The sequence below is a fragment of the Cellulomonas sp. ACRRI genome, assembly GCF_022346185.1.
Classification (GTDB): domain Bacteria; phylum Actinomycetota; class Actinomycetes; order Actinomycetales; family Cellulomonadaceae; genus Cellulomonas.
The window spans coordinates 76,601-93,048 of sequence record NZ_JAKRMS010000001.1; the positions used below are offsets into that span (position 1 = coordinate 76,601).

The 16,448-nt window shown below is 74.2% G+C and carries 22 protein-coding genes; 9 read left to right on the forward strand and 13 right to left on the reverse strand.

Features of this window, described 5'->3' with window-relative positions:
- Window positions 1-10: 10 nt before the first annotated feature.
- The 9 genes from MHY85_RS00395 to MHY85_RS00435 form a co-directional block, all read right to left on the reverse strand.
- Window positions 11-784: a phosphotransferase gene (locus tag MHY85_RS00395; protein ID WP_239191699.1), complete on the reverse strand. Its 774-nt coding sequence runs from the start codon at window positions 782-784 to the stop codon at window positions 11-13.
- Window positions 785-940: 156 nt separating this feature from the next.
- Window positions 941-2,383, reverse strand: coding sequence for an MATE family efflux transporter (locus MHY85_RS00400; protein ID WP_239191702.1), 1,443 nt, complete (start codon window positions 2,381-2,383; stop codon window positions 941-943).
- Window positions 2,384-2,516: 133 nt separating this feature from the next.
- Window positions 2,517-2,957 (reverse strand): MarR family winged helix-turn-helix transcriptional regulator, encoded by a 441-nt coding sequence (locus tag MHY85_RS00405; RefSeq protein WP_239191705.1) that lies wholly within the window; start codon window positions 2,955-2,957, stop codon window positions 2,517-2,519.
- A gap of 124 nt (window positions 2,958-3,081) precedes the next feature.
- Window positions 3,082-3,483 carry a pyridoxamine 5'-phosphate oxidase family protein gene (locus MHY85_RS00410; protein ID WP_239191708.1) on the reverse strand — a complete coding sequence of 134 codons (402 nt, stop codon included), beginning with the start codon at window positions 3,481-3,483 and terminating at the stop codon, window positions 3,082-3,084.
- A gap of 43 nt (window positions 3,484-3,526) precedes the next feature.
- Entirely contained in the window at window positions 3,527-4,063 is a 537-nt protein-coding gene (locus MHY85_RS00415) for a cysteine hydrolase family protein (protein WP_239191711.1), read from the reverse strand.
- A gap of 23 nt (window positions 4,064-4,086) precedes the next feature.
- Window positions 4,087-5,088: a diacylglycerol kinase family protein gene (locus MHY85_RS00420; protein WP_239191714.1), complete on the reverse strand. Its 1,002-nt coding sequence runs from the start codon at window positions 5,086-5,088 to the stop codon at window positions 4,087-4,089.
- Between the two features lie 101 nt (window positions 5,089-5,189).
- On the reverse strand, window positions 5,190-6,152 hold the full coding sequence (locus tag MHY85_RS00425; protein WP_239191717.1) for an NAD-dependent epimerase/dehydratase family protein: 963 nt from the start codon (window positions 6,150-6,152) through the stop codon (window positions 5,190-5,192).
- Window positions 6,153-6,187: 35 nt separating this feature from the next.
- Window positions 6,188-6,832: a helix-turn-helix domain-containing protein gene (locus MHY85_RS00430; protein WP_239191720.1), complete on the reverse strand. Its 645-nt coding sequence runs from the start codon at window positions 6,830-6,832 to the stop codon at window positions 6,188-6,190.
- A gap of 5 nt (window positions 6,833-6,837) precedes the next feature.
- The gene (locus MHY85_RS00435; protein WP_239191723.1) at window positions 6,838-7,272 is read right to left on the reverse strand and encodes a VOC family protein; all 435 of its coding nucleotides are present in this window, start codon (window positions 7,270-7,272) and stop codon (window positions 6,838-6,840) included.
- A gap of 158 nt (window positions 7,273-7,430) precedes the next feature.
- Between MHY85_RS00435 and MHY85_RS00440 the strand changes: the two genes are divergently transcribed.
- The 4 genes from MHY85_RS00440 (at window position 7,431) to MHY85_RS00450 (ending at window position 9,662) form a co-directional block, all read left to right on the forward strand.
- Window positions 7,431-8,135, forward strand: a complete 705-nt coding sequence (locus tag MHY85_RS00440; protein ID WP_239191726.1) for a DUF1361 domain-containing protein — start codon at window positions 7,431-7,433, stop codon at window positions 8,133-8,135.
- 49 nt (window positions 8,136-8,184) lie between these two features.
- Complete coding sequence (locus MHY85_RS00445) at window positions 8,185-8,868, forward strand: SDR family NAD(P)-dependent oxidoreductase (RefSeq protein ID WP_308191284.1); 684 nt, start codon at window positions 8,185-8,187, stop codon at window positions 8,866-8,868.
- Window positions 8,865-9,062, forward strand: a complete 198-nt coding sequence (locus MHY85_RS21690; protein WP_308191285.1) for an SDR family oxidoreductase — start codon at window positions 8,865-8,867, stop codon at window positions 9,060-9,062. The genes MHY85_RS00445 and MHY85_RS21690 overlap by 4 nt, the downstream gene beginning before the upstream one ends.
- A 192-nt stretch (window positions 9,063-9,254) precedes the next feature.
- A complete protein-coding gene (locus MHY85_RS00450; protein WP_239191728.1) occupies window positions 9,255-9,662 on the forward strand; it encodes an ATP-binding protein in 408 nt (135 codons plus the stop codon).
- 12 nt (window positions 9,663-9,674) lie between these two features.
- Here MHY85_RS00450 and MHY85_RS00455 read toward each other — a convergent pair whose 3' ends face one another.
- The 3 genes from MHY85_RS00455 to MHY85_RS00465 all read right to left on the reverse strand — a co-directional run bounded on the left by MHY85_RS00455 (window position 9,675) and on the right by MHY85_RS00465 (window position 11,737).
- Window positions 9,675-10,112, reverse strand: coding sequence for a VOC family protein (locus MHY85_RS00455; RefSeq protein WP_239191731.1), 438 nt, complete (start codon window positions 10,110-10,112; stop codon window positions 9,675-9,677).
- A gap of 40 nt (window positions 10,113-10,152) precedes the next feature.
- Window positions 10,153-10,638, reverse strand: a complete 486-nt coding sequence (locus MHY85_RS00460) for an FBP domain-containing protein (RefSeq protein ID WP_239191734.1) — start codon at window positions 10,636-10,638, stop codon at window positions 10,153-10,155.
- 286 nt (window positions 10,639-10,924) lie between these two features.
- Window positions 10,925-11,737 carry a MerR family transcriptional regulator gene (locus MHY85_RS00465; protein WP_239191737.1) on the reverse strand — a complete coding sequence of 271 codons (813 nt, stop codon included), beginning with the start codon at window positions 11,735-11,737 and terminating at the stop codon, window positions 10,925-10,927.
- 142 nt (window positions 11,738-11,879) lie between these two features.
- Between MHY85_RS00465 and MHY85_RS00470 the strand changes: the two genes are divergently transcribed.
- Both MHY85_RS00470 and MHY85_RS00475 read left to right on the forward strand, forming a co-directional pair.
- The gene (locus MHY85_RS00470) at window positions 11,880-12,056 is read left to right on the forward strand and encodes an HIT domain-containing protein (protein WP_239191738.1); all 177 of its coding nucleotides are present in this window, start codon (window positions 11,880-11,882) and stop codon (window positions 12,054-12,056) included.
- A 48-nt stretch (window positions 12,057-12,104) separates the two neighbouring features.
- Entirely contained in the window at window positions 12,105-12,512 is a 408-nt protein-coding gene (locus MHY85_RS00475) for a nitroreductase family deazaflavin-dependent oxidoreductase (RefSeq protein WP_239191743.1), read from the forward strand.
- A 282-nt stretch (window positions 12,513-12,794) separates the two neighbouring features.
- Here MHY85_RS00475 and MHY85_RS00480 read toward each other — a convergent pair whose 3' ends face one another.
- Entirely contained in the window at window positions 12,795-13,406 is a 612-nt protein-coding gene (locus tag MHY85_RS00480; protein ID WP_239191746.1) for a TetR/AcrR family transcriptional regulator, read from the reverse strand.
- Between the two features lie 164 nt (window positions 13,407-13,570).
- Between MHY85_RS00480 and MHY85_RS00485 the strand changes: the two genes are divergently transcribed.
- The 3 genes from MHY85_RS00485 to MHY85_RS00495 all read left to right on the forward strand — a co-directional run bounded on the left by MHY85_RS00485 (window position 13,571) and on the right by MHY85_RS00495 (window position 16,411).
- On the forward strand, window positions 13,571-14,398 hold the full coding sequence (locus MHY85_RS00485) for an NADPH-dependent F420 reductase (RefSeq protein ID WP_308191286.1): 828 nt from the start codon (window positions 13,571-13,573) through the stop codon (window positions 14,396-14,398).
- Between the two features lie 214 nt (window positions 14,399-14,612).
- Window positions 14,613-15,362 (forward strand): SDR family NAD(P)-dependent oxidoreductase, encoded by a 750-nt coding sequence (locus tag MHY85_RS00490; RefSeq protein WP_239191752.1) that lies wholly within the window; start codon window positions 14,613-14,615, stop codon window positions 15,360-15,362.
- A gap of 317 nt (window positions 15,363-15,679) precedes the next feature.
- On the forward strand, window positions 15,680-16,411 hold the full coding sequence (locus MHY85_RS00495) for an NADPH-dependent F420 reductase (RefSeq protein ID WP_239191755.1): 732 nt from the start codon (window positions 15,680-15,682) through the stop codon (window positions 16,409-16,411).
- Window positions 16,412-16,448 lie beyond the last annotated feature (37 nt).

Consider the following 16,448-nt stretch of genomic DNA (forward strand, 5'->3'; position numbering starts at 1 on the left):
GGTCCGGTGCTCAGCCGGCCCCCGGCTGCGCGCCGAGCGCCGCGACGTGGGACTCCACCCACGCCGCGTCGTCGAGGTACATCCCGACGTGCCCGAGCAGCCGGGCGTCGCCGCCGGCACGCTCCCGGGTGAACCGGGCGAGCTCGCGCAGCCGCACCGGGACCGCGGCGAGGACGTCGTCCGGGCGCACGCCGCCGTAGGACCGGCAGAGCAGGTCCAGGCGCCGCCGGCGCTCGGCCACGGGGACCGGACCCGGGTCGGCTCCGGCCGGGCCGAGCGGGACCAGCCGGTACGCCAGGTACGCCAGGTCCCAGGCGCGCGGCCCCGGCGCGGCGGTGTCCCAGTCGATCAGGGCCACGAGGCGGCCGTCCCGGAACACCATGTTGTCCGGCGACGTGTCGCTGTGGCAGACCACCTCGGCGGGCTCGCGCGGCGGCAGCCGCCACACGGCGCCGGCCCGGTCGAACGACACCGACGCGTCGTGCACGCGCCGGAGCAGCGCGGCGGCGTCGGCGAGCACCTCGTCCCGCCAGACCCACGCGGGCAGCGGGTAGCGGGGCACGTCACCGGGCACGTGCTCGGTCGTGTCCCGGCCGCGGTCGTCGACGCCGAGCGGGGCCGGGACGCCGACGACGCCCGCCGCGCGCAGGTGGGCGAGGAGCCGCTGCACGGTCGGGGTCCACGGGCCCGCCGCGCGGCGGACGGTGCCCCCGGCCCGGACGGCGCCGCCCATGCCCCCGCCGGGGAGGCGGGCCTCGGCGGGCTCCGGCGTCGTCGTGTCCACGCGGCCATGCTCGCGCGGCGGCGCGCGGTCCTCCAGCCGATTCCCGCCGCCGGTCCCCGGGGTCGGGTCGAGGGCCCACGTCGCCTCCGGCTTCCGGCGCGCCCCACCCGGATCCGCGCAGGGCGCGCCGGAGGACGTAGGCCCGGCGGCGCGGGGTCAGCCCTCGGCCATCGCCAGCGCCTCCTCGGCGCGCTCCGGGCTCCCGTCCGCGAGGCCCTGGCCGATCGCCCGCCGGGTCGTGAGCAGCAGGACCGCGCCCGCGCCGAGCACCGCCACCTCGGTGACCGTCAGCGCCCAGATGATCCCGGGCAGGCCGAACCAGAGGTCGCCCAGCAGCACGACCGGCACGAACAGCACGCCCTGCGTCACGGACATGATCGTCGCGGGGAGTGCCTGCCCGGTGGCCTGGAACAGCGAGGTGATCAGCCCGGTGAACCCGTTCGCGATCATCGCCGTGAGCTGGGCCGCGAGCACCGTGACCCCGAGCGCGAGCACCGCGCGGTCGGTGAGGAACACCGCCAGCAGCGAGTCCCGGAACAGCAGCACCACGGCCGAGAACAGCACCGCCACGCCGCCGACGGCCACCGCCGACGCGCGCAGCGCCGCGGTCAGCCGGGCGCGGTCGCCCTTGCCGTACGCGTAGGCGAGCAGGGGCAGCACGCCGAGCGTCACGCCCATGACCAGGAACTCGGGCATCTGGGCGATCCGCACGGCGACGCCCATGGCCGCGAGGGGGCCGTCGCCGTAGTCCGCGGCGAGGTTGTTGAGCACCAGCGCGGTGACGATCAGGAAGGCCGACTGCAGGAGCGTGCCGATGCCGACGCCCAGCACCGGCTTCAGCACGGACGGCGACAGCGTGAACCAGCGCGGCGCCAGGCTGACGTGCGTGCTGTTCCGGGCGAGCCACACGGCGAAGTACGTGACGGTCACCGCGTTCGCGAGGGTGACGGCGAGCGCCGCTCCCGCGACGCCCCGGTGCAGGACGAGGATGAACAGCACGTCGAAGAGGACGTTCGCGACCGTCGAGGCGATCAGCCCGGTCATCACCTGGCGCGCGGCGCCCTCCGCGCGCACCAGCTGCTCGAGGCAGACGGCCGCGGCCAGCACGGGCACCCCGGCCAGCAGGACGCCGACGAACGTCGTGGTGGCGTGCCGTGCCGCCTGGTCCGCCCCGAGGAGCGAGACGAGCGGGTCGAGCAGGAGCAGGCCCGCCCCGCCGACGAGCACGCCGACCCCGACGGTGCCCCACAGGGCGAACGCCGACACCCGCCGGATCTCGCCGGTGCGGGCGCCGTCCCGCTCGGCCGCACCCAGGAGCCGGGAGACGAGCGCGCCCCCGCCGACGCCGAACACGTTGCCGATGGCCATGACCAGCGCGAGGACCGGTGACCCCAGGGTCACGGCGGCGAGCAGCGCGTCGTCGTGCAGGGAGCCGATGAAGCCCGCGTTGACGACGTTGTAGATCGCGCCGACGATCATCGCCGCCGCCATCGGCACGCACAGGTGCACGAGGGCGCTGACGACGGGCGCGGTGGAGAGGAACCAGCGGTCGGTGCCGGGGGCGTCGGCCGGTGCGGGTGAGGAGGTCGTGGTGCGCATGGCTGCTCCGTTTCTGGGCAGGGCGAAGCGCGCGGCGGGCCGCGTGGATGCTCAGGGGTGAGGGGTGGGCGCGCGTGGGCGCGGGGTGCCGCCGCGCGGACCGGCCGCGCGGTGGGGTGAGGTCTCGAGGGCGTCAGTCCCGCGTGGGGCGGGGGAGCGCGGACGTGACCCTGGTCAGGAGGGCGTGCAGGGTGGCGCGCTCGTCCGGGTCCAGCGGTGCGAGGATCGTGTCGTCGGCGGCCGCCACCGCGGACGCGAAGCCCGCGACGAGCTCGGCGCCCTCCGGCGTGGCGTGCACGCGTTTCCTGCGCTCGTCGCCCGGCTCGGTGCGGCGCTCGACCAGGCCGCGCGCCTCCAGGCCCTTGAGCAGGCTCGAGACGCTCGCGGCGCTGGTCCGGGTCATCGCGGCGATGTCCCGCTGGATCGTCCCGGGGTGCTGCGCGAGGTACCCCAGGACGAAGGCCTGCTCGTGGGTGAGCCCGCGCGAGCGGACCCAGTCCTCGGCGGCCTTGCGCTGGGCCCAGCCGATCCACCGGACCAGGTCGAGTGTCGTCGTGAGCTCGGGCGCGTCCATGCTGAGAAACCTAAGTGTTCGAGGTCTAACTGTCAATGATCTAACCTCTGGCCGCCGGCGCCGGTGGCCTCCGCGGCCGACGGCGTGCAGTGCCCCGCGGAGGACGCCGACCCGGCCGGCGGCCTCAGGCCAGGTCGCGGGACGACATCGCCCGGTCCGCGGTGATCCGCAGGACGACCCGCTCGATCGTCGGGTCCGGCGTGCGGTAGCGCGCCGCGTACCGGGCCAGCGCCTCGGCCACCTCGCCCGGGTCGTCGGCGACCTCGACGGTGCCCTCGAGCGTGAGCCACCGCCGCCCGTCGACCTGGCACAGCACCGCGCGTCCCGGGGCGCCGCCGACGCGGCGGCGGGCGTTCACGGCCTTCTGGGTCGTGGGCCGCGTCGTCACCCGCGCCAGCCCGGCGTCCTCGTCCCAGGTGAACGCGACGGGCACGACGTGCGGCGTGCCGTCGGCCCGGAGGGTGGTCAGCGTCGCGAGGTGGCGCTCGGTGACGAACGCGAGCCGGGGGGCGGAGAGGCGGAGCACGCCGGGAAGCGTACGGGCCCGCGGCAGCACCGGCGCGCCGGTGCTAGCCGAGGACGACGCGGTCGTGCGGCTCGGCCGCGTACCGGCGCCCCGGGTAGCGCAGGCCGCGGAAGTACATCGTCGTGTGGGCGACGATCTGCTCGCCGGTGATCCGCACGCCGTCGTGCTCGGCGTCGGTGGTGGTGTGGGCGTCGCTGACCAGCGTCACGTCGAAGCCCCGCACCGCCGCGGACTGGGTCGTGGTGCGGATGCAGTAGTCGCTCTGCGCACCGGCGACCACGAGGTGCGTGGGCGCCAGGCGCGCGAGCACCTCGGCGAGGTCGGTGCCGGCGAACGCATCGCGGTACTCCTTGCCCACCACCGGCTCGTCGGGGAGCCGGGTCAGCGGCGGGGCGAGCCGCCACGGGTCCGAGCCGACGGCGAAGGAGCCGTGGTCCTGCACCCACACCACCGGCACGCCCTCTGCGCGGGCGCGGTCCACGAGGGCCGCGGTCCGGGCAAGCACGCCGGCCGCGTCGACGCAGCCGTCGACGACCCCGACCTGCAGGTCGATCACGAGGAGGGCGGAGCGCGCGGTCACCCCGGCATCGTGCCAGAGAGGAGCTAGCCCCCGAGGCGCTCCGAGCCCTCGGCGAGGTCGGGGCTGCGCTCGGGCCGCGGCACGCACAGCTCCAGCGCCTGCGGGCGGACGGTGACGGTCAGCGTGCGGCCCGGTTCGATGACGTCCCCGTCGACCTGACGCCGCTCCTCGCGGTCGCTGACGACGGTGATCCGCGAGGCGCGCAGCACGTCCAGGTGCGCGACCCGGTGCGGGTGCCGGAGCACGCCCCAGGCGGTCTGCACCCAGTGGCCCAGCGTGCGCGGGGCGAGCACGGCGACGTCCATCTGCCCGTTGTCCGGCTCGGCGTCGGCGAGCAGGCGCACCCCGCCCTGCAGACGCCCGACGTTCCCGATGATCACCGAGCGCGCGCGGCGGCGCACGGGCGGCCGGTCGTCCAGGTGGATCTCGAGGTGCATGCTGCGGTCCCGCAGGTGCGTCAGCGCCGACAGCACGTAGGCGACGGAGCCCGCCCTGGCCTTGAGGGCCGTCGAGGCGTCGTCGAGCAGCGCCGCGTCGAAGCCCATGCCGGCCATGACCGCGAACGTGTGGCCGTCGGCCTCGCCGACGTCGATCCGCCGCCGCCCGTGCTCCGTGGCGATCTGCACGGCAGCGGCCGGGTCGTCCGGGACGCCGAGGTTCGCGGCGAGCAGGTTGCCGGTCCCGGCGGGGAGCACCGCCAGCGCGACGTCCGTGCCGGCGAGGCCCTCGATGCACGACCGCACGGTCCCGTCGCCGCCGCAGGCGAACACGACCTGGGCCCCGTCCTCGACCGCGCGCCGCGCCTGACCGGCCCCCGGGTCGTCCTCCGTCGTCTCGACCCACTCGGGCAGCGGCCACCCGGCCTCGGTGAGCGCCGCCTCGACGGCTGCCCGCCGCTCCTCGAGACCGTCGACGCGCACGGGGTTGTACACGACGACCGAGCGCAGCGGCCCGGCGTCGCGGGCGAGCGAGGCGTCGGCCGGGTCGCGGTCGTCCGCCGGGTGGGCGGGGCTGGTGGTGCTCATGTCGTCGCTGCTTCCGTCGAGGGGGAGGGTCGCTGACCTCGTGCGGTCACGACCCGCAGTGGACCACGGCGCACGCGTTCCGGCGCGTCGACGGGGCGTCGTCAGCCGAGCGCCGCGAGCAGGTCGGCCTCCTCGCCCGCGGTGAGCCCGGCGCGCCGCGGGCGGCCGGTGCCACGGGCGACCTCGTCCCGCAGGACGCGCGCGACGGTCTCGGCCAGATCCCGCTCGCCGCCGCCGGCTGCCCGGTAGCGCGCGCCCGACCGGCGGGCGAAGCCCGTCGCGGACGCCGGCAACCAGAGCGGCAGCGACCGGGGGCCGGCCCAGTACCGGACGTCGTGGGCGCGCAGCCAGGCGTCGTCGGCGGGCACCAGCGTCCCGGTGAACCCGGTCACGGCCCGCACCGCGTCCACCACGGCGTCGAAGGGTGCGCTGGTCCCGACCGCGTCGACCGCCCCGGTCACCGCGTCCTCGCCGGCGCGGACGACCCAGGCGGCCAGGTCGTCCACGTCGATCACCTGCACCGCCCGGCCGGCGACGGTGGGCAGCAGCACCCGGCCGCCGCGGTGCAGCCGCGCGGGCCAGTACCCGAAGCGGTCGGAGGGGTCGCCGGGACCGACGATCAGGCCCGGGCGGGCGACGAGCAGGCGGCCGGGCAGCCGCTCCGCGGACGCGCGCTCGGCCGCCACCTTCGCGTCGGGGTACGCGGTGAGGTCGCGCGGCTCGACGAGGTCCGCGGACTCGTCGGCGCCCGGCTGGTCGTCGCGCCGGTACACGGACACGGACGAGACCAGCGTCCAGTGCCGGGCGCGGTCGGCGAGCGCCTCGAGCGCGGACCGCACCAGCGCGGGCTCGTCCGCCAGCTCGACCACCGCGTCCCACTCGCCGCCGAGCGCGTCGTAGGCGCCCGGGCGGGACCGGTCCGCCCGGACCAGGCGGGCGCCCTCCGGCGCGTCGCCGGAGGCCCCGCGGGCGAGGCACGTCACCTCCGCGCCGCGGGCCACCGCCGCACGTGCGACGGCGCGGCCCAGCCAGGCCGTGCCGCCGAGGATCAGGACCCGTCGCATCCGCCCAGTGAACACGAGCGCGCGGCCGACGGGGCTCAGGCCGCGAGGTGGAACGTCCGGGCGAACCTGCCCAGCAGCCGGTCGGGGCCGTGCAGCACCTCGACCACGCCGGTCGCGATCGCCCCCGCGGGGTCGAGCTCGCCGGAGATGAGCCGTCGGATGCCGGGGCCCACGGCGAACGCGAGGTCGGCGGCCGGGTCGGTGCCCCGCGCGACCGCGAGCGCCGGGCCGTCGACCCGGACGAGCAGGTCCGCCGGGCCGACGCGCGCCGCGTACGCGGTCGGGGGCAGGTCCGCGGCCACGTCCGCGCGGAACGCGGTGCGCAGGGCGACGGCCATCGAGTCGGCCGTGACCACCTGGCCCTCGCGGGGGTCGCCCATCGCCTTGAAGCCCCACGCCCCGAGGGCGAGCACGACGGGCTCCAGCTCCCGCCCGTACGGCGTCAGCTCGTAGACGATGACCCGGGACCGCGGCGCGCGCCGGATGACGCCCGCCTCCTGCAGCTCCTTGAGCCGCGCCGCCAGGACGTTGCTCGGGATGCGGGGGAGGCCCGCCGCGAGCTCGCCGTAGCGGCGCGGCCCGACGAGCAGGTCGCGCACGATGAGCAGCGCCCAGCGCTCGCCCACGAGCTCCAGGCCGCGGGTGACACCGCAGTACTGCCCGTAGTCGCGCGCGGCCACCGGCCTCAGGCCTGCTGGTCGGCGACGGCCGCGGGGCCGTTCGCGGCGGCGACGGGGTCCATCCAGCCGAACTCGAGCAGGTTCCCGTCCGGGTCGGCGAGCTGCCGCTGGTACATGAAGCCGTAGTCCGAGGCGGGCCGCTCCTCGGCGCCGCCTGCGCCGAGCCCCCGGGCGACGGTGTCGTCCACCGCCTCGCGGCTGTCCAGGAAGATCGCCGTGGCGGCGGACACGGTCGTCGACGGGTCGCCGATCGGGCGGTCGCTGAAGGTCTGGAAGTAGTCGCGGGTCACGAGCATGACGTAGCCGTGGTCCTCCTCGACGACGACGCACGCGGCGTTGTGGTCGGTGAACAGCGGGTTGATGGTGAAACCGACGGCCTCGTAGAACGCCTTGGCGCGGTCGAGGTCGGTCACCGGCAGGTTGACGAAGATCGCGGTCATGATGCACTCCCTCGGACGCGGCCGACTGTGACCTGCACCACACTTGCAAAAAACAAGTGCGGCGTCAAGAGGGAGGGCGCGGCGATCCGCGGGCCGATCCGCCGGCTCCTCGGGCACGATGGGCGAGGTCGGTTCGGCGGACGGGGGACGGGGGACAGGTGCTGCTGCAGGACACGGTGCTGGGCGTCGTCGGGATGAACGTGCTCGCCGTGCTCCTCGTCGTCGCCCGCGCCCCCGTGTTCGGGACCCGCCTGTACCGCCCGATGCTGCTGAACGTCGGCCTGTCGGTCGCGCCCGTGCTCGTCCTCGGGGCCGGCGTCCTGGCGGTGGCGGTGCTGCTCGCCGCGGGCGCCCCGCGCGCCCTGGGCGTCGCGACGGAGGCCGTCGTCGTCCTCGCGTGGCTGCTGCTGCTGCCCAACGCCGGGTATCTGGTCACCGAGCTCAACCAGTCCCACCGCAAGCCGGGGGAGCGGGTCCCGGAGTGGTACGACATCCTGCTCGTGCTGTCGCTCGCGATGTCGGGCGTGCTGAACATGCTGATCAACGTCTTCTTCGTGCAGCTCGCGTACGTGGCGCTGCGGTTCGACGACGTCGACGGGCTGGCGTCCGCCGAGGTCCGCTGGCTGACGATCGCCGTCCTGCTGCTCGCCGCGTTCGGCGTCTACCTGGGCCGCAACATCCGGGTGAACAGCTGGGACGTCCTGCGGCCCTGGCGACTCGTGGCTCGGGTCGTGGCGCACCTGCGCGCTCCGGGCAGGCTCGCCGCGGCCGCGGGGTTCACCGTCGTGTGCGGGGCGTTCTTCGGGCTCATGCAGCTCGTCGTCGTGGGGCCGCTGATCAGCGCGGTCGTCGCGCTGGGCTAGCCGCGGCGGGGCCCGGAATGCGCTTGACCGCTCCCGGTACGGTCGCCGCATGTCTGTCGAGGAGCTCCCGCTGGCCGGCCGCACCGCCCTGGTGACGGGGGTGTCGCGCCGCAAGGGGATCGGGTTCGCGGTCGCGTGCGAGCTCGCGCGGCTCGGTGCGAGCGTGTGCACGCACGACTTCGCACCGCACGACGCGGACCAGCCCTGGGGCGGTGACGACCTGGACGCGGTCGCCGCCGGGGTCCGGGCGGCCCTGCGGGGTGACGCGGTCTCCGGCCGTACGAGCGCGGACCTGCGCGACCCCGCTCAGGTCGACCGGCTGCTCGACCGGGCCCGCGACCTGACCGGCTCCGTCGACGTGCTGGTCTGCAACCACGCCCGCAGCGGCGGCGACGGGTCGATCCTGGACATGACGGCCGAGACGCTGGACGCGTTCTGGGGGACCAACACCCGGTCGACGATCCAGCTCACGCAGCGGTTCGCGCGCCAGTTCGCCGCCGCGCCCGGGGTCGCGGCAGCCCGTCCGGGCGAGCGCCGCCCGCGGACGGCTCCGGCGGACTCGGAGCGCGCTCCGAAGGTCGTCTGGATGACCTCGGGCCAGCAGCACGGCCCGATGCGCGGCGAGGTCGCCTACGCGACGTCGAAGGCGGCGCTGGCCGGCGTGACCGCCACCGTGGCGGCGGAGCTGCTGGACCTGGGGATCGTCCTGAACACGGTGAACCCCGGCCGGTGAACACCGGGTACCTCGATCCCGGGTCGACGGACCGCCCGCTGGCAGAGCTCGACGCGCTCCGGGCGGCGACCCCTTTCGGGCGGTGGGGCGAGCCCGCGGACCCCGCGCGGCTCATCGGGTGGCTGGTCGGCCCCGCGGGTTCGTGGGTGGTCGGCCAGGTGCTGACGACGGACGGCGGCTTCGGGCTGCAGTGAGCCCCGGTGCGGCGGGCCGTCGACGACGCCGGCGTGGCCGGCCGCACCGTCGGACGACCCGGGATGGCGGGCGCACCGGACCGGCGTTAGCGTGGCCGTGCGGCTTTGACTCCCGGACAGGCTGATTCCGGGCCAGACCCCTTCCGACGTCGTCTGCGATCGCGTCCGACGATCAGCGCACAGGGGTTCGAGATGGCGCGGCCGCACAGCGATGTTCACGAGGTCACGGGACCGGCGTCGCCGTCCTCGATCCCGACGTTGCGGCACTGGGCCGTGAACCGGGCCCGCCTCGCGGGGGCGAGCACCGGGGGCCTCGCGGCCGTCGAGCTCGCCGTCAGCGAGGTGGTGACCAACGCCGTGGTGCACGCCGCGGGGACCACGACGGTGACGATGCGCTTCCGGTCACGGGGCGCGGTGATGCACTTCGAGGTGCTGGACCACGACCCGCGTCCGCCGCTCGTGCGCACGGGGCGCGACGGGCGCCCGGGCGGTCACGGCCTGCACATCGTGCAGACGCTGGCGGAGAGCTGGGGCTGCGTGGGGGACGGGGCCGGCGGCAAGATCGTGTGGTTCGTGGTCGCGCTGCACCGCGTCCACTAGGGCCCCGCGGACTCAGCCGCGCCGCAGGTCCTGGGCGAGCATCACGATGATGCCGCTCGGGCCGCGGACGTAGGTCAGCCGGTAGAGGTCCTCGTAGGTGGCCACGCCCCGCAGGGGGTGGCAGCCGTGCCGCGCAGCGATCGCGAGGGCGTGGTCGAGGTCGTCGACCGAGAACGCGACGCGGTGCATGCCGATCTCGTTCGGCCGCGTGGGCTCCGTCTCGATCGCGTCGGGGTGCAGGTACTCGAACAGCTCCAGCCGGCCGCGGCCGTCCGGCGTCTGCAGCATCGCGATCCGGGCGTGGTTCCCGTCCAGGCCCACGGCGGTGTCCGCCCACCCGCCGCTGACCTCGTCCCCGCCCAGGACCTCCAGGCCGAGGTCCGTGAAGAAGGCGATGGTCGCGTCCAGGTCGCGGACGGCGATCCCGACGTTCTCGAGCGCGATCGGCATGCGCCGCACGGTACCGCCGTGCGGCGCACGCCGGGAGGGCTCAGCCGCGGGCGACCGCCGCCACGAATCGCGCGCTGCGCTCCTGCACGCCGGCGACGCGCCGCGCGACGACGGCAGCGGTGTCCTCGCCCGCCTCGGCGATCATCGGGCGCCGGCGGGCGTTGCGGGAGCACGCGAAGTCCGCGCAGACCAGCGTGCCGATCGTGTCGCCGTTCCGGCCGGACGACCCGGCGAGGCGGGCGACGAACAGCGCGACCTCGTTCGTGGCGATCACGTCCTCGCACCAGGCGCACACCGCGTTCCTGCGGGTGGAGCCGTCGGACGCGCGCAGCACCATCCCGGTGGCACGGTCGTCGACGACGGTCACGACGTACGCGCGGCGCGGGTTCTTCGGGTCGGTCCAGCCGAGGTAGTCCAGCCGGTCCCAGTCGAGGACGGCCAGGTCGGGGACGACCGCCTGGGCCGCCTCCCGTCGGGAGCAGTTGACGAAGGACGCACGGATCTCGGGCACGGTCAGGGCACGCATGAGCAGGCTCGCTCTCAGGGAGTGGTGACGCCCGCTGCGGTCAGGGTCGCGCGGGCACGGGGGAGCGCCCGTCGCGGGGGACGACGACCAGCACCCGTGCGGGTGGGTCGGTCCGGCGCGACGGGGGAGTCCCCGTCACACAAGGTGGCCGTGGCGGCCGACCTCGCTCCCTGCGGACATCCGCGAGCTCCTCGTGCTCCTCGGCGCCGCGGCGGTGCCCGCGGCGCAGTCGGTTTGATGCTGCCCCACGTGGCGCGGGGCTGTCGACCGGATTTCCAGGCCCCGGTCAGCCCGGCGCGCCCACCGGGACCGCGACCTCCATCACCGGGCCCGCCACCCCGGTCCCGAAGGTCGGCAGGTAGATCTCCCGGTTGTCGCCCGCCGCGGGACCCCCTCCGCGGGACGCGCCGGACGACAGGTGGTCGTGCAGCCGGACGAGGTACGCCTGGTCCCGGGCGTGGGCGTCCTCGACGGGCACGAACTCCTCCCGGTGCGCCGGGTCGACCGACAGCCGGGTCGGCCCGGACGGCCGGACCAGGTCGGCGACGGGGACGCGGACCGTGACGCGCGCCGTCCCGGACCCCGTCGCACGCCCGTGGTAGGCCACGAACGGGTGCCCGGACAGGTCCGCTCCGGCACCGCGCAGCACGTCGAACAGCGTGGCGGTCCCCGTGGCGATGGCGTCGGGCAGCCCGGGCAGGTCGGTCCGCAGCTCCAGGTCGAGGGTCAGCCGCTCGGGGACGTCGCGGTGGCCGACCCGCACGTCGCGGAGCGGGGCCGAGGACAGCGCGGCGCGCCCCCGCTCGCCCGCCGCCGTCAGCGCGCGCAGCCGCTCGCGCCGGGCGCCCCACAGGTCGTCGAACGCGGCGACCGGGTCCGCCGCGTCGAGCACGCGCGCGATGTCCGCGAGCGGGAGCCCGACACCGCGCAGCAGCCCGACCGATCGCGCGCGGTCGAGGGCCTCCGGCGAGAACGCGCGTCGACCGGTGCGCGGGTCCTGCGCCACCGGGACGAGCCCGCGGGCGGCGTAGAGGCGCACGGCCTTCTCGCTCACCCCGAGGGCCTGGGCGACCTGGCCGGTGCTGTAGCTGCTCGTCATGCGGGCGACGCTAGGGCCTGCCCCTGGGGCAGGTTCAACCGGGCGAGGCGAACGAGCATCGCCAGGGTGAGCGACGACGCGGACCGGCCAGGGGAGTGCGTGTTCTGCGACATCGTGCGCCGGCACCGTCCCGAGCGCCACGGTGCTCCAGGACGAGGCGATCGTCGCGTCCATGGACGTCGACCCCGGGGCCGACGGGCACCTCCTGGTCGCGCCCGGGCGGCACAGCGCCGACCCGTTCAGCATCCCCGCCGAGGACCTCGGTCGCCACCACGCTCGCGTCGGCGCTGTGAGCCCTTGGCACGGCTCCGGGCGATGAGTCATGGTCATGTCAGAAGCGGCGCAGGACGGCAGGAGAGGAGTCACCGTGAACGACTGGAACACCAGCATCATCACCGAGTTCCGCGCGAACGGCGGCAGGGTCGGCGGGCGGTTCGAGGGCGCGCCGTTGCTGCTGCTGCACACCACCGGGGCCAGGTCCGGCCAGGAGCGGGTCAACCCGGTCATGTACCAGGACCTGGGCGACGGCCGGGTCGCGGTCTTCGCCACGTACGCCGGGCTCGACGTCAACCCGGCGTGGTTCCACAACCTGGTCGCGGAGCCGCGCGTCTCGGCGGAGATCGGAACCGAGACCCGCACGTTCCTCGCACGCGTGGCCACCGGCGACGAGCGGACGGCGATCTGGGAGAAGCAGAAGGCCGAGCACGCGGGCTTCGCCGGCTACGAGGCGAAGACGTCGCGCGAGATCCCGGTCGTGGTGCTCGAACCGCGCTGACGACCACGGTGCGGGCGGCACGGCGGCTGTTGCCCCTGGCGGCGGCTCCCGGCTCCGGGGCCGTGATCGCGTTCGCCGATAATGCACGTTATGTCACACCGTGGTCTGCGTACCGCATCTGATACAGCCCGCCACCAGGGGCTGTCCCTCCCCCGGCGTACAGGCGGGCCGGCCATTGACCAGCGCAAACGCAACTCGAGCAACGTGATGTCGCGTTGCATGGCGACCTAGAGCCGGCCACCTCGCCGAGCGTTCGCCCATGCCGCCAGGTGACGCGCCGAGCTACGCCGGGCTGGCTTCGACGTCGCCGACAGCGGCGGGTGCGAGCTGATCCAAGACCTCGTCGAGGTCGGCGGCGAAGGTGCCCGGCCGGTCGTTGCAGTTCTCTGTGACGGCGTGGAGGGCGGCGAAGGCGGCACCGACGAGCGCGCGGGTGACCACGCGAGGTCCGGGGTCAGGGACGCGGTCCTGGAGCACGTCGACCAGACGCTGCTGGATGAGATTCATCCGGTCGAAGTACGCCGCTCGCAGCGACGGGGTGTTCAGGAGGATCGACCACATCAGGTCCGACCGGTCGCGGGTCGCCGGCTCCTCCCGAAGTGACACGAACACCTCGAAGGTGTGGCGCAGCGAGGTCCAGGGGCTCTCGGTCGAGGGGCGCGCGCGCAGGAGCTCGACCATCCGGTCCCCGTGCCGGTCGAACTCAGCCAGGACCAGGTCCTCCTTGGTCCCGACGTGCCGGAAGAAGGTCCGCTGCGACATGCCGACGCGCGCGGCGATGTCGTCGACGGTGGTGGCGTCGTATCCCTGCTCACGGAACAGGCACTCCGCCGCGGACGTGATCTCCGCGGCGATCGCTCGACGTGCGACTTCGCGCGTTCCTGACCTGGCCATGCCTCATGCTAGCACGCGCCGCTTTCGACAGGCGCTGTCACTTTTGGCGTACACGTTCCGGACCGCAGTGCGCAGGAAGAACGCCGGTCGTTGAGCTGCCGCCTCTCATAGGGAACACGCGGGCCCGTGCCGCGGTTGACAGCGTCTGACACATAGGACGTACGGTGTCAGCAAGCGGTGAGGCGGGCCGACCGGTCTGGCATCGCCGCACACCACGCCCGCGCGCCGGACCCGGCGCCGGCACAGACAGGAGAAGTCGCATGAAGGTCGCAGTCATCGGTACCGGAAACATCGGCGAGCCGCTGGCGCGGGCACTCGCCGCCGCGGAGCACGAGGTGATCTTGGCCAACTCCCGTGGCCCGCAGTCCCTGCAGGAGCTGGCGGCGAAGGTCCCCGCGCGTGCCGCCACGGTCGAGGACGCCATGGCTCAGGCCGAGGTGGTCGTGCTGTCCATCCCGTTCGCGACGATCGCCGGCATGGCGGAGACCATTCGCCGGGCACCCGAGTCCACGATCTTCGTGGACATGTCCAACTACTACGGTCAGCCCGTCGTCGAGGGCGCCGCGGACGCGGCCTCCACCACCGCCTGGCTCAGTGACCAGATCGGCCGCCCGTTGGTCAAGGCGTGGAACACCATCTTCTCCCGCAGCCTCGCCCTCAAGGGCCGTCGCGCCGGTGAGCCCGACCGGGTGGCACTGCCGGTGGCCGGCGACGACGTCGTGGCCAAGCAGGTCGTGATGCAGCTGGTCGAGGACACGGGCTTCGATGCGGTCGACGCAGGCCCGCTGGCCGAGTCCTGGCGCCAGGAGCCCGGCTCCCCCGTGTACTGCACCGACCTGGACGCCGCCACTGTCAAGGAGGCGCTCGAGCGCGCGGACAAGGCCCGCAACGCCCGGGACCGGATGACCCAGGCCCAGGCCATCTACGACCCCGAGACCCAGTCCATGGACATGGTCAACGGCGTGCAGATCTACCGCGACATCACGAAGTAGGCCCCGCAAGGAGGGGGCGGGACCTTCGCGGTCCACCCACGGCCCGCCCCGAGCGGCGCAGATGGCAGGCGCAGAGACCGCACAGCCATGCCACTCGCCAACACGCAGGGCGACGGTGCCTGGTGTCCACCGGGCGCGCTGACGCCGCCCGAGGGCCAGGCAGTGCCCGCACCAGGTCAGTTCATCAAGCATCCAGACATCGAGGAAGAACAGAATGAGCAGTCGGTTCGAAGGAAAGGTCGCCCTGATCTCCGGGGGCAGCGTCGGTATCGGGTTCGCCACCGCCAAGCAGCTCATCGACGAGGGGGCAACGGTCTTCGTGACCGGCCGCCGGGTGGAGGAGCTGCGGGCGGCCGAGGCGGCACTCGGGCCGAAGGCGACCGGAGTGCGTGCAGACGCTGGGAGCAAGGAGGACATCGAAGCGCTGATCGACGAGATCAAGTCCACGACGGGCAAGATCGACGTACTGTTCGCCAATGCCGCGGCAGCGCGCTTCGAGCCCCTGGGCCAGATCACCGAGGAGGCCGTGGACCAGCAGCTGGGCGTCAACTTCAAGGGCCTGATCCACCTCGTTCAGGCGGCCCTCCCGCTGATGGTGGACGGCGGGTCGATCGTCATGACCTCCTCACTCGGGGCGCAGCAGGGCGTCCCCCAGGTCGGCGTGTATGCCGCAACCAAGGCCGGAATCCGCAGCTTCGCGCGTACGTGGGCTGCGGAACTGGCTGATCGCAAGATCCGCGTCAACGTCGTGACGGTGGGCCAGATCGCCAGCGAGGGCTTCCTGGGCGGCATGGGCGACGAGACGGTCCAGGCGTTCATCGACGACGCAGTCCAGAAGTCGCCCTCCCGGCGGTTCGGCGAGCCCTCCGAGGTGGCGAAGACTGTCGCCTTCCTCGCATCGGATGACGCGTCGTTCATCAACGGCGCCGACATCCAGGTCGACGGAGGCCTGGGTCAGGTCTGACCTAGCCGCAGTACGACGCGAGGGAGGTGGCCCCGGACCACGTCTTGGGGCCACCTCCCTTCCGCGCAGCTGATCCTGCTGGTAACCGACAGCGTGTGACCGCGGCTGCCCTGACGCATGGGGGCCGGTGTGGCCGATGCCGCCAGCCGTCGCATTTGACAGTTGCTGACACGGTGGGCGTACGCTGCTACCGCGCACGACGAGCAAGGACCGCGAACCGCGGCGCTCAACGGCGCCGCCACGAGGACCACCGACCGGCAGGCCCGAGTTCCGCACACCCACCCCCGAGGTTCGACATCCACTCCTCAGGAGTACCCATGAACGTGTCCGTCATCGGCACCGGCGACATCGGCAGCCAACTCGCGCGATCGATCGCCGTCGCGCAGCACTCGCTCACCATGGCCAACTCACGAGGACCCGAGACCCTCGACCGACTGGCGGCCGAGCTCCTGGCCCGAGCCGCGACGACCGCCGACGCCGTGGTGGACGCCGACGTCATCGTGCTCTCCATCCCGTTCGCCAAGATGCCGTCGCTGGCGGAGGACTTGACCCGGGCGCCGGCATCCGCCGTGATCGTCGACATGTCCAACTACTACGCACTCGCCGGGGTGGTCGACGGCCTCGAGCATGACGACCCCAGCAGTGCATGGGTCAGCGAGCAGATCGGCCGCCCGGTCATCAAGGCGTGGAACACGATCTTCTCGCGCAGCCTGGCGCTGAAGCGGGAAGCTCCCGGGACCCCCGAGCGGCTTGCCCTCCCGGTCGCCGGTGACGACGTCGTCGCGAAGGCCACCGTGATGCAGCTGGTCGAGGACACCGGCTTTGATGCCGTCGACGCCGGCAGCCTGGCTGACTCGTGGCGGATGCAGCCCGGAACGCCGGCCTACTGCACCGACCTCGACGCGGCCGCACTGCGCGCCGCGCTTGCACGCGCCGACCGGTCCCGGATGGCTGTCGACGCCGCCGCCGAGATCGCCGCGGTGTACAGGCCCGGCACGGGGATCGACATGGTCAACGGAGTCGAGATCTACCGCAACATCACGGCGTAACGGCCTCCCGCCAGCGGCGTGGACGGGGCGGTCGCGT

Excerpts from the sequence above, each read along its gene's own strand:
- MHY85_RS00400 (WP_239191702.1), bottom strand. The coding sequence starts at position 2,383 with ATGCGCACCACGACCTCCTCACCCGCACCGGCCGACGCCCCCGGCACC.
- MHY85_RS00405 (WP_239191705.1), bottom strand. The coding sequence starts at position 2,957 with ATGGACGCGCCCGAGCTCACGACGACACTCGACCTGGTCCGGTGGATC.
- MHY85_RS00420 (WP_239191714.1), bottom strand. The coding sequence starts at position 5,088 with ATGAGCACCACCAGCCCCGCCCACCCGGCGGACGACCGCGACCCGGCC.
- MHY85_RS00425 (WP_239191717.1), bottom strand. The coding sequence starts at position 6,152 with ATGCGACGGGTCCTGATCCTCGGCGGCACGGCCTGGCTGGGCCGCGCC.
- MHY85_RS00435 (WP_239191723.1), bottom strand. The coding sequence starts at position 7,272 with ATGACCGCGATCTTCGTCAACCTGCCGGTGACCGACCTCGACCGCGCC.
- MHY85_RS00445 (WP_308191284.1), top strand. The coding sequence starts at position 8,185 with ATGTCTGTCGAGGAGCTCCCGCTGGCCGGCCGCACCGCCCTGGTGACG.
- MHY85_RS00450 (WP_239191728.1), top strand. The coding sequence starts at position 9,255 with ATGGCGCGGCCGCACAGCGATGTTCACGAGGTCACGGGACCGGCGTCG.
- MHY85_RS00455 (WP_239191731.1), bottom strand. The coding sequence starts at position 10,112 with ATGCCGATCGCGCTCGAGAACGTCGGGATCGCCGTCCGCGACCTGGAC.
- MHY85_RS00460 (WP_239191734.1), bottom strand. The coding sequence starts at position 10,638 with ATGCGTGCCCTGACCGTGCCCGAGATCCGTGCGTCCTTCGTCAACTGC.
- MHY85_RS00465 (WP_239191737.1), bottom strand. The coding sequence starts at position 11,737 with ATGACGAGCAGCTACAGCACCGGCCAGGTCGCCCAGGCCCTCGGGGTG.
- MHY85_RS00480 (WP_239191746.1), bottom strand. The coding sequence starts at position 13,406 with ATGGCCAGGTCAGGAACGCGCGAAGTCGCACGTCGAGCGATCGCCGCG.
- MHY85_RS00490 (WP_239191752.1), top strand. The coding sequence starts at position 14,613 with ATGAGCAGTCGGTTCGAAGGAAAGGTCGCCCTGATCTCCGGGGGCAGC.
- MHY85_RS00495 (WP_239191755.1), top strand. The coding sequence starts at position 15,680 with ATGAACGTGTCCGTCATCGGCACCGGCGACATCGGCAGCCAACTCGCG.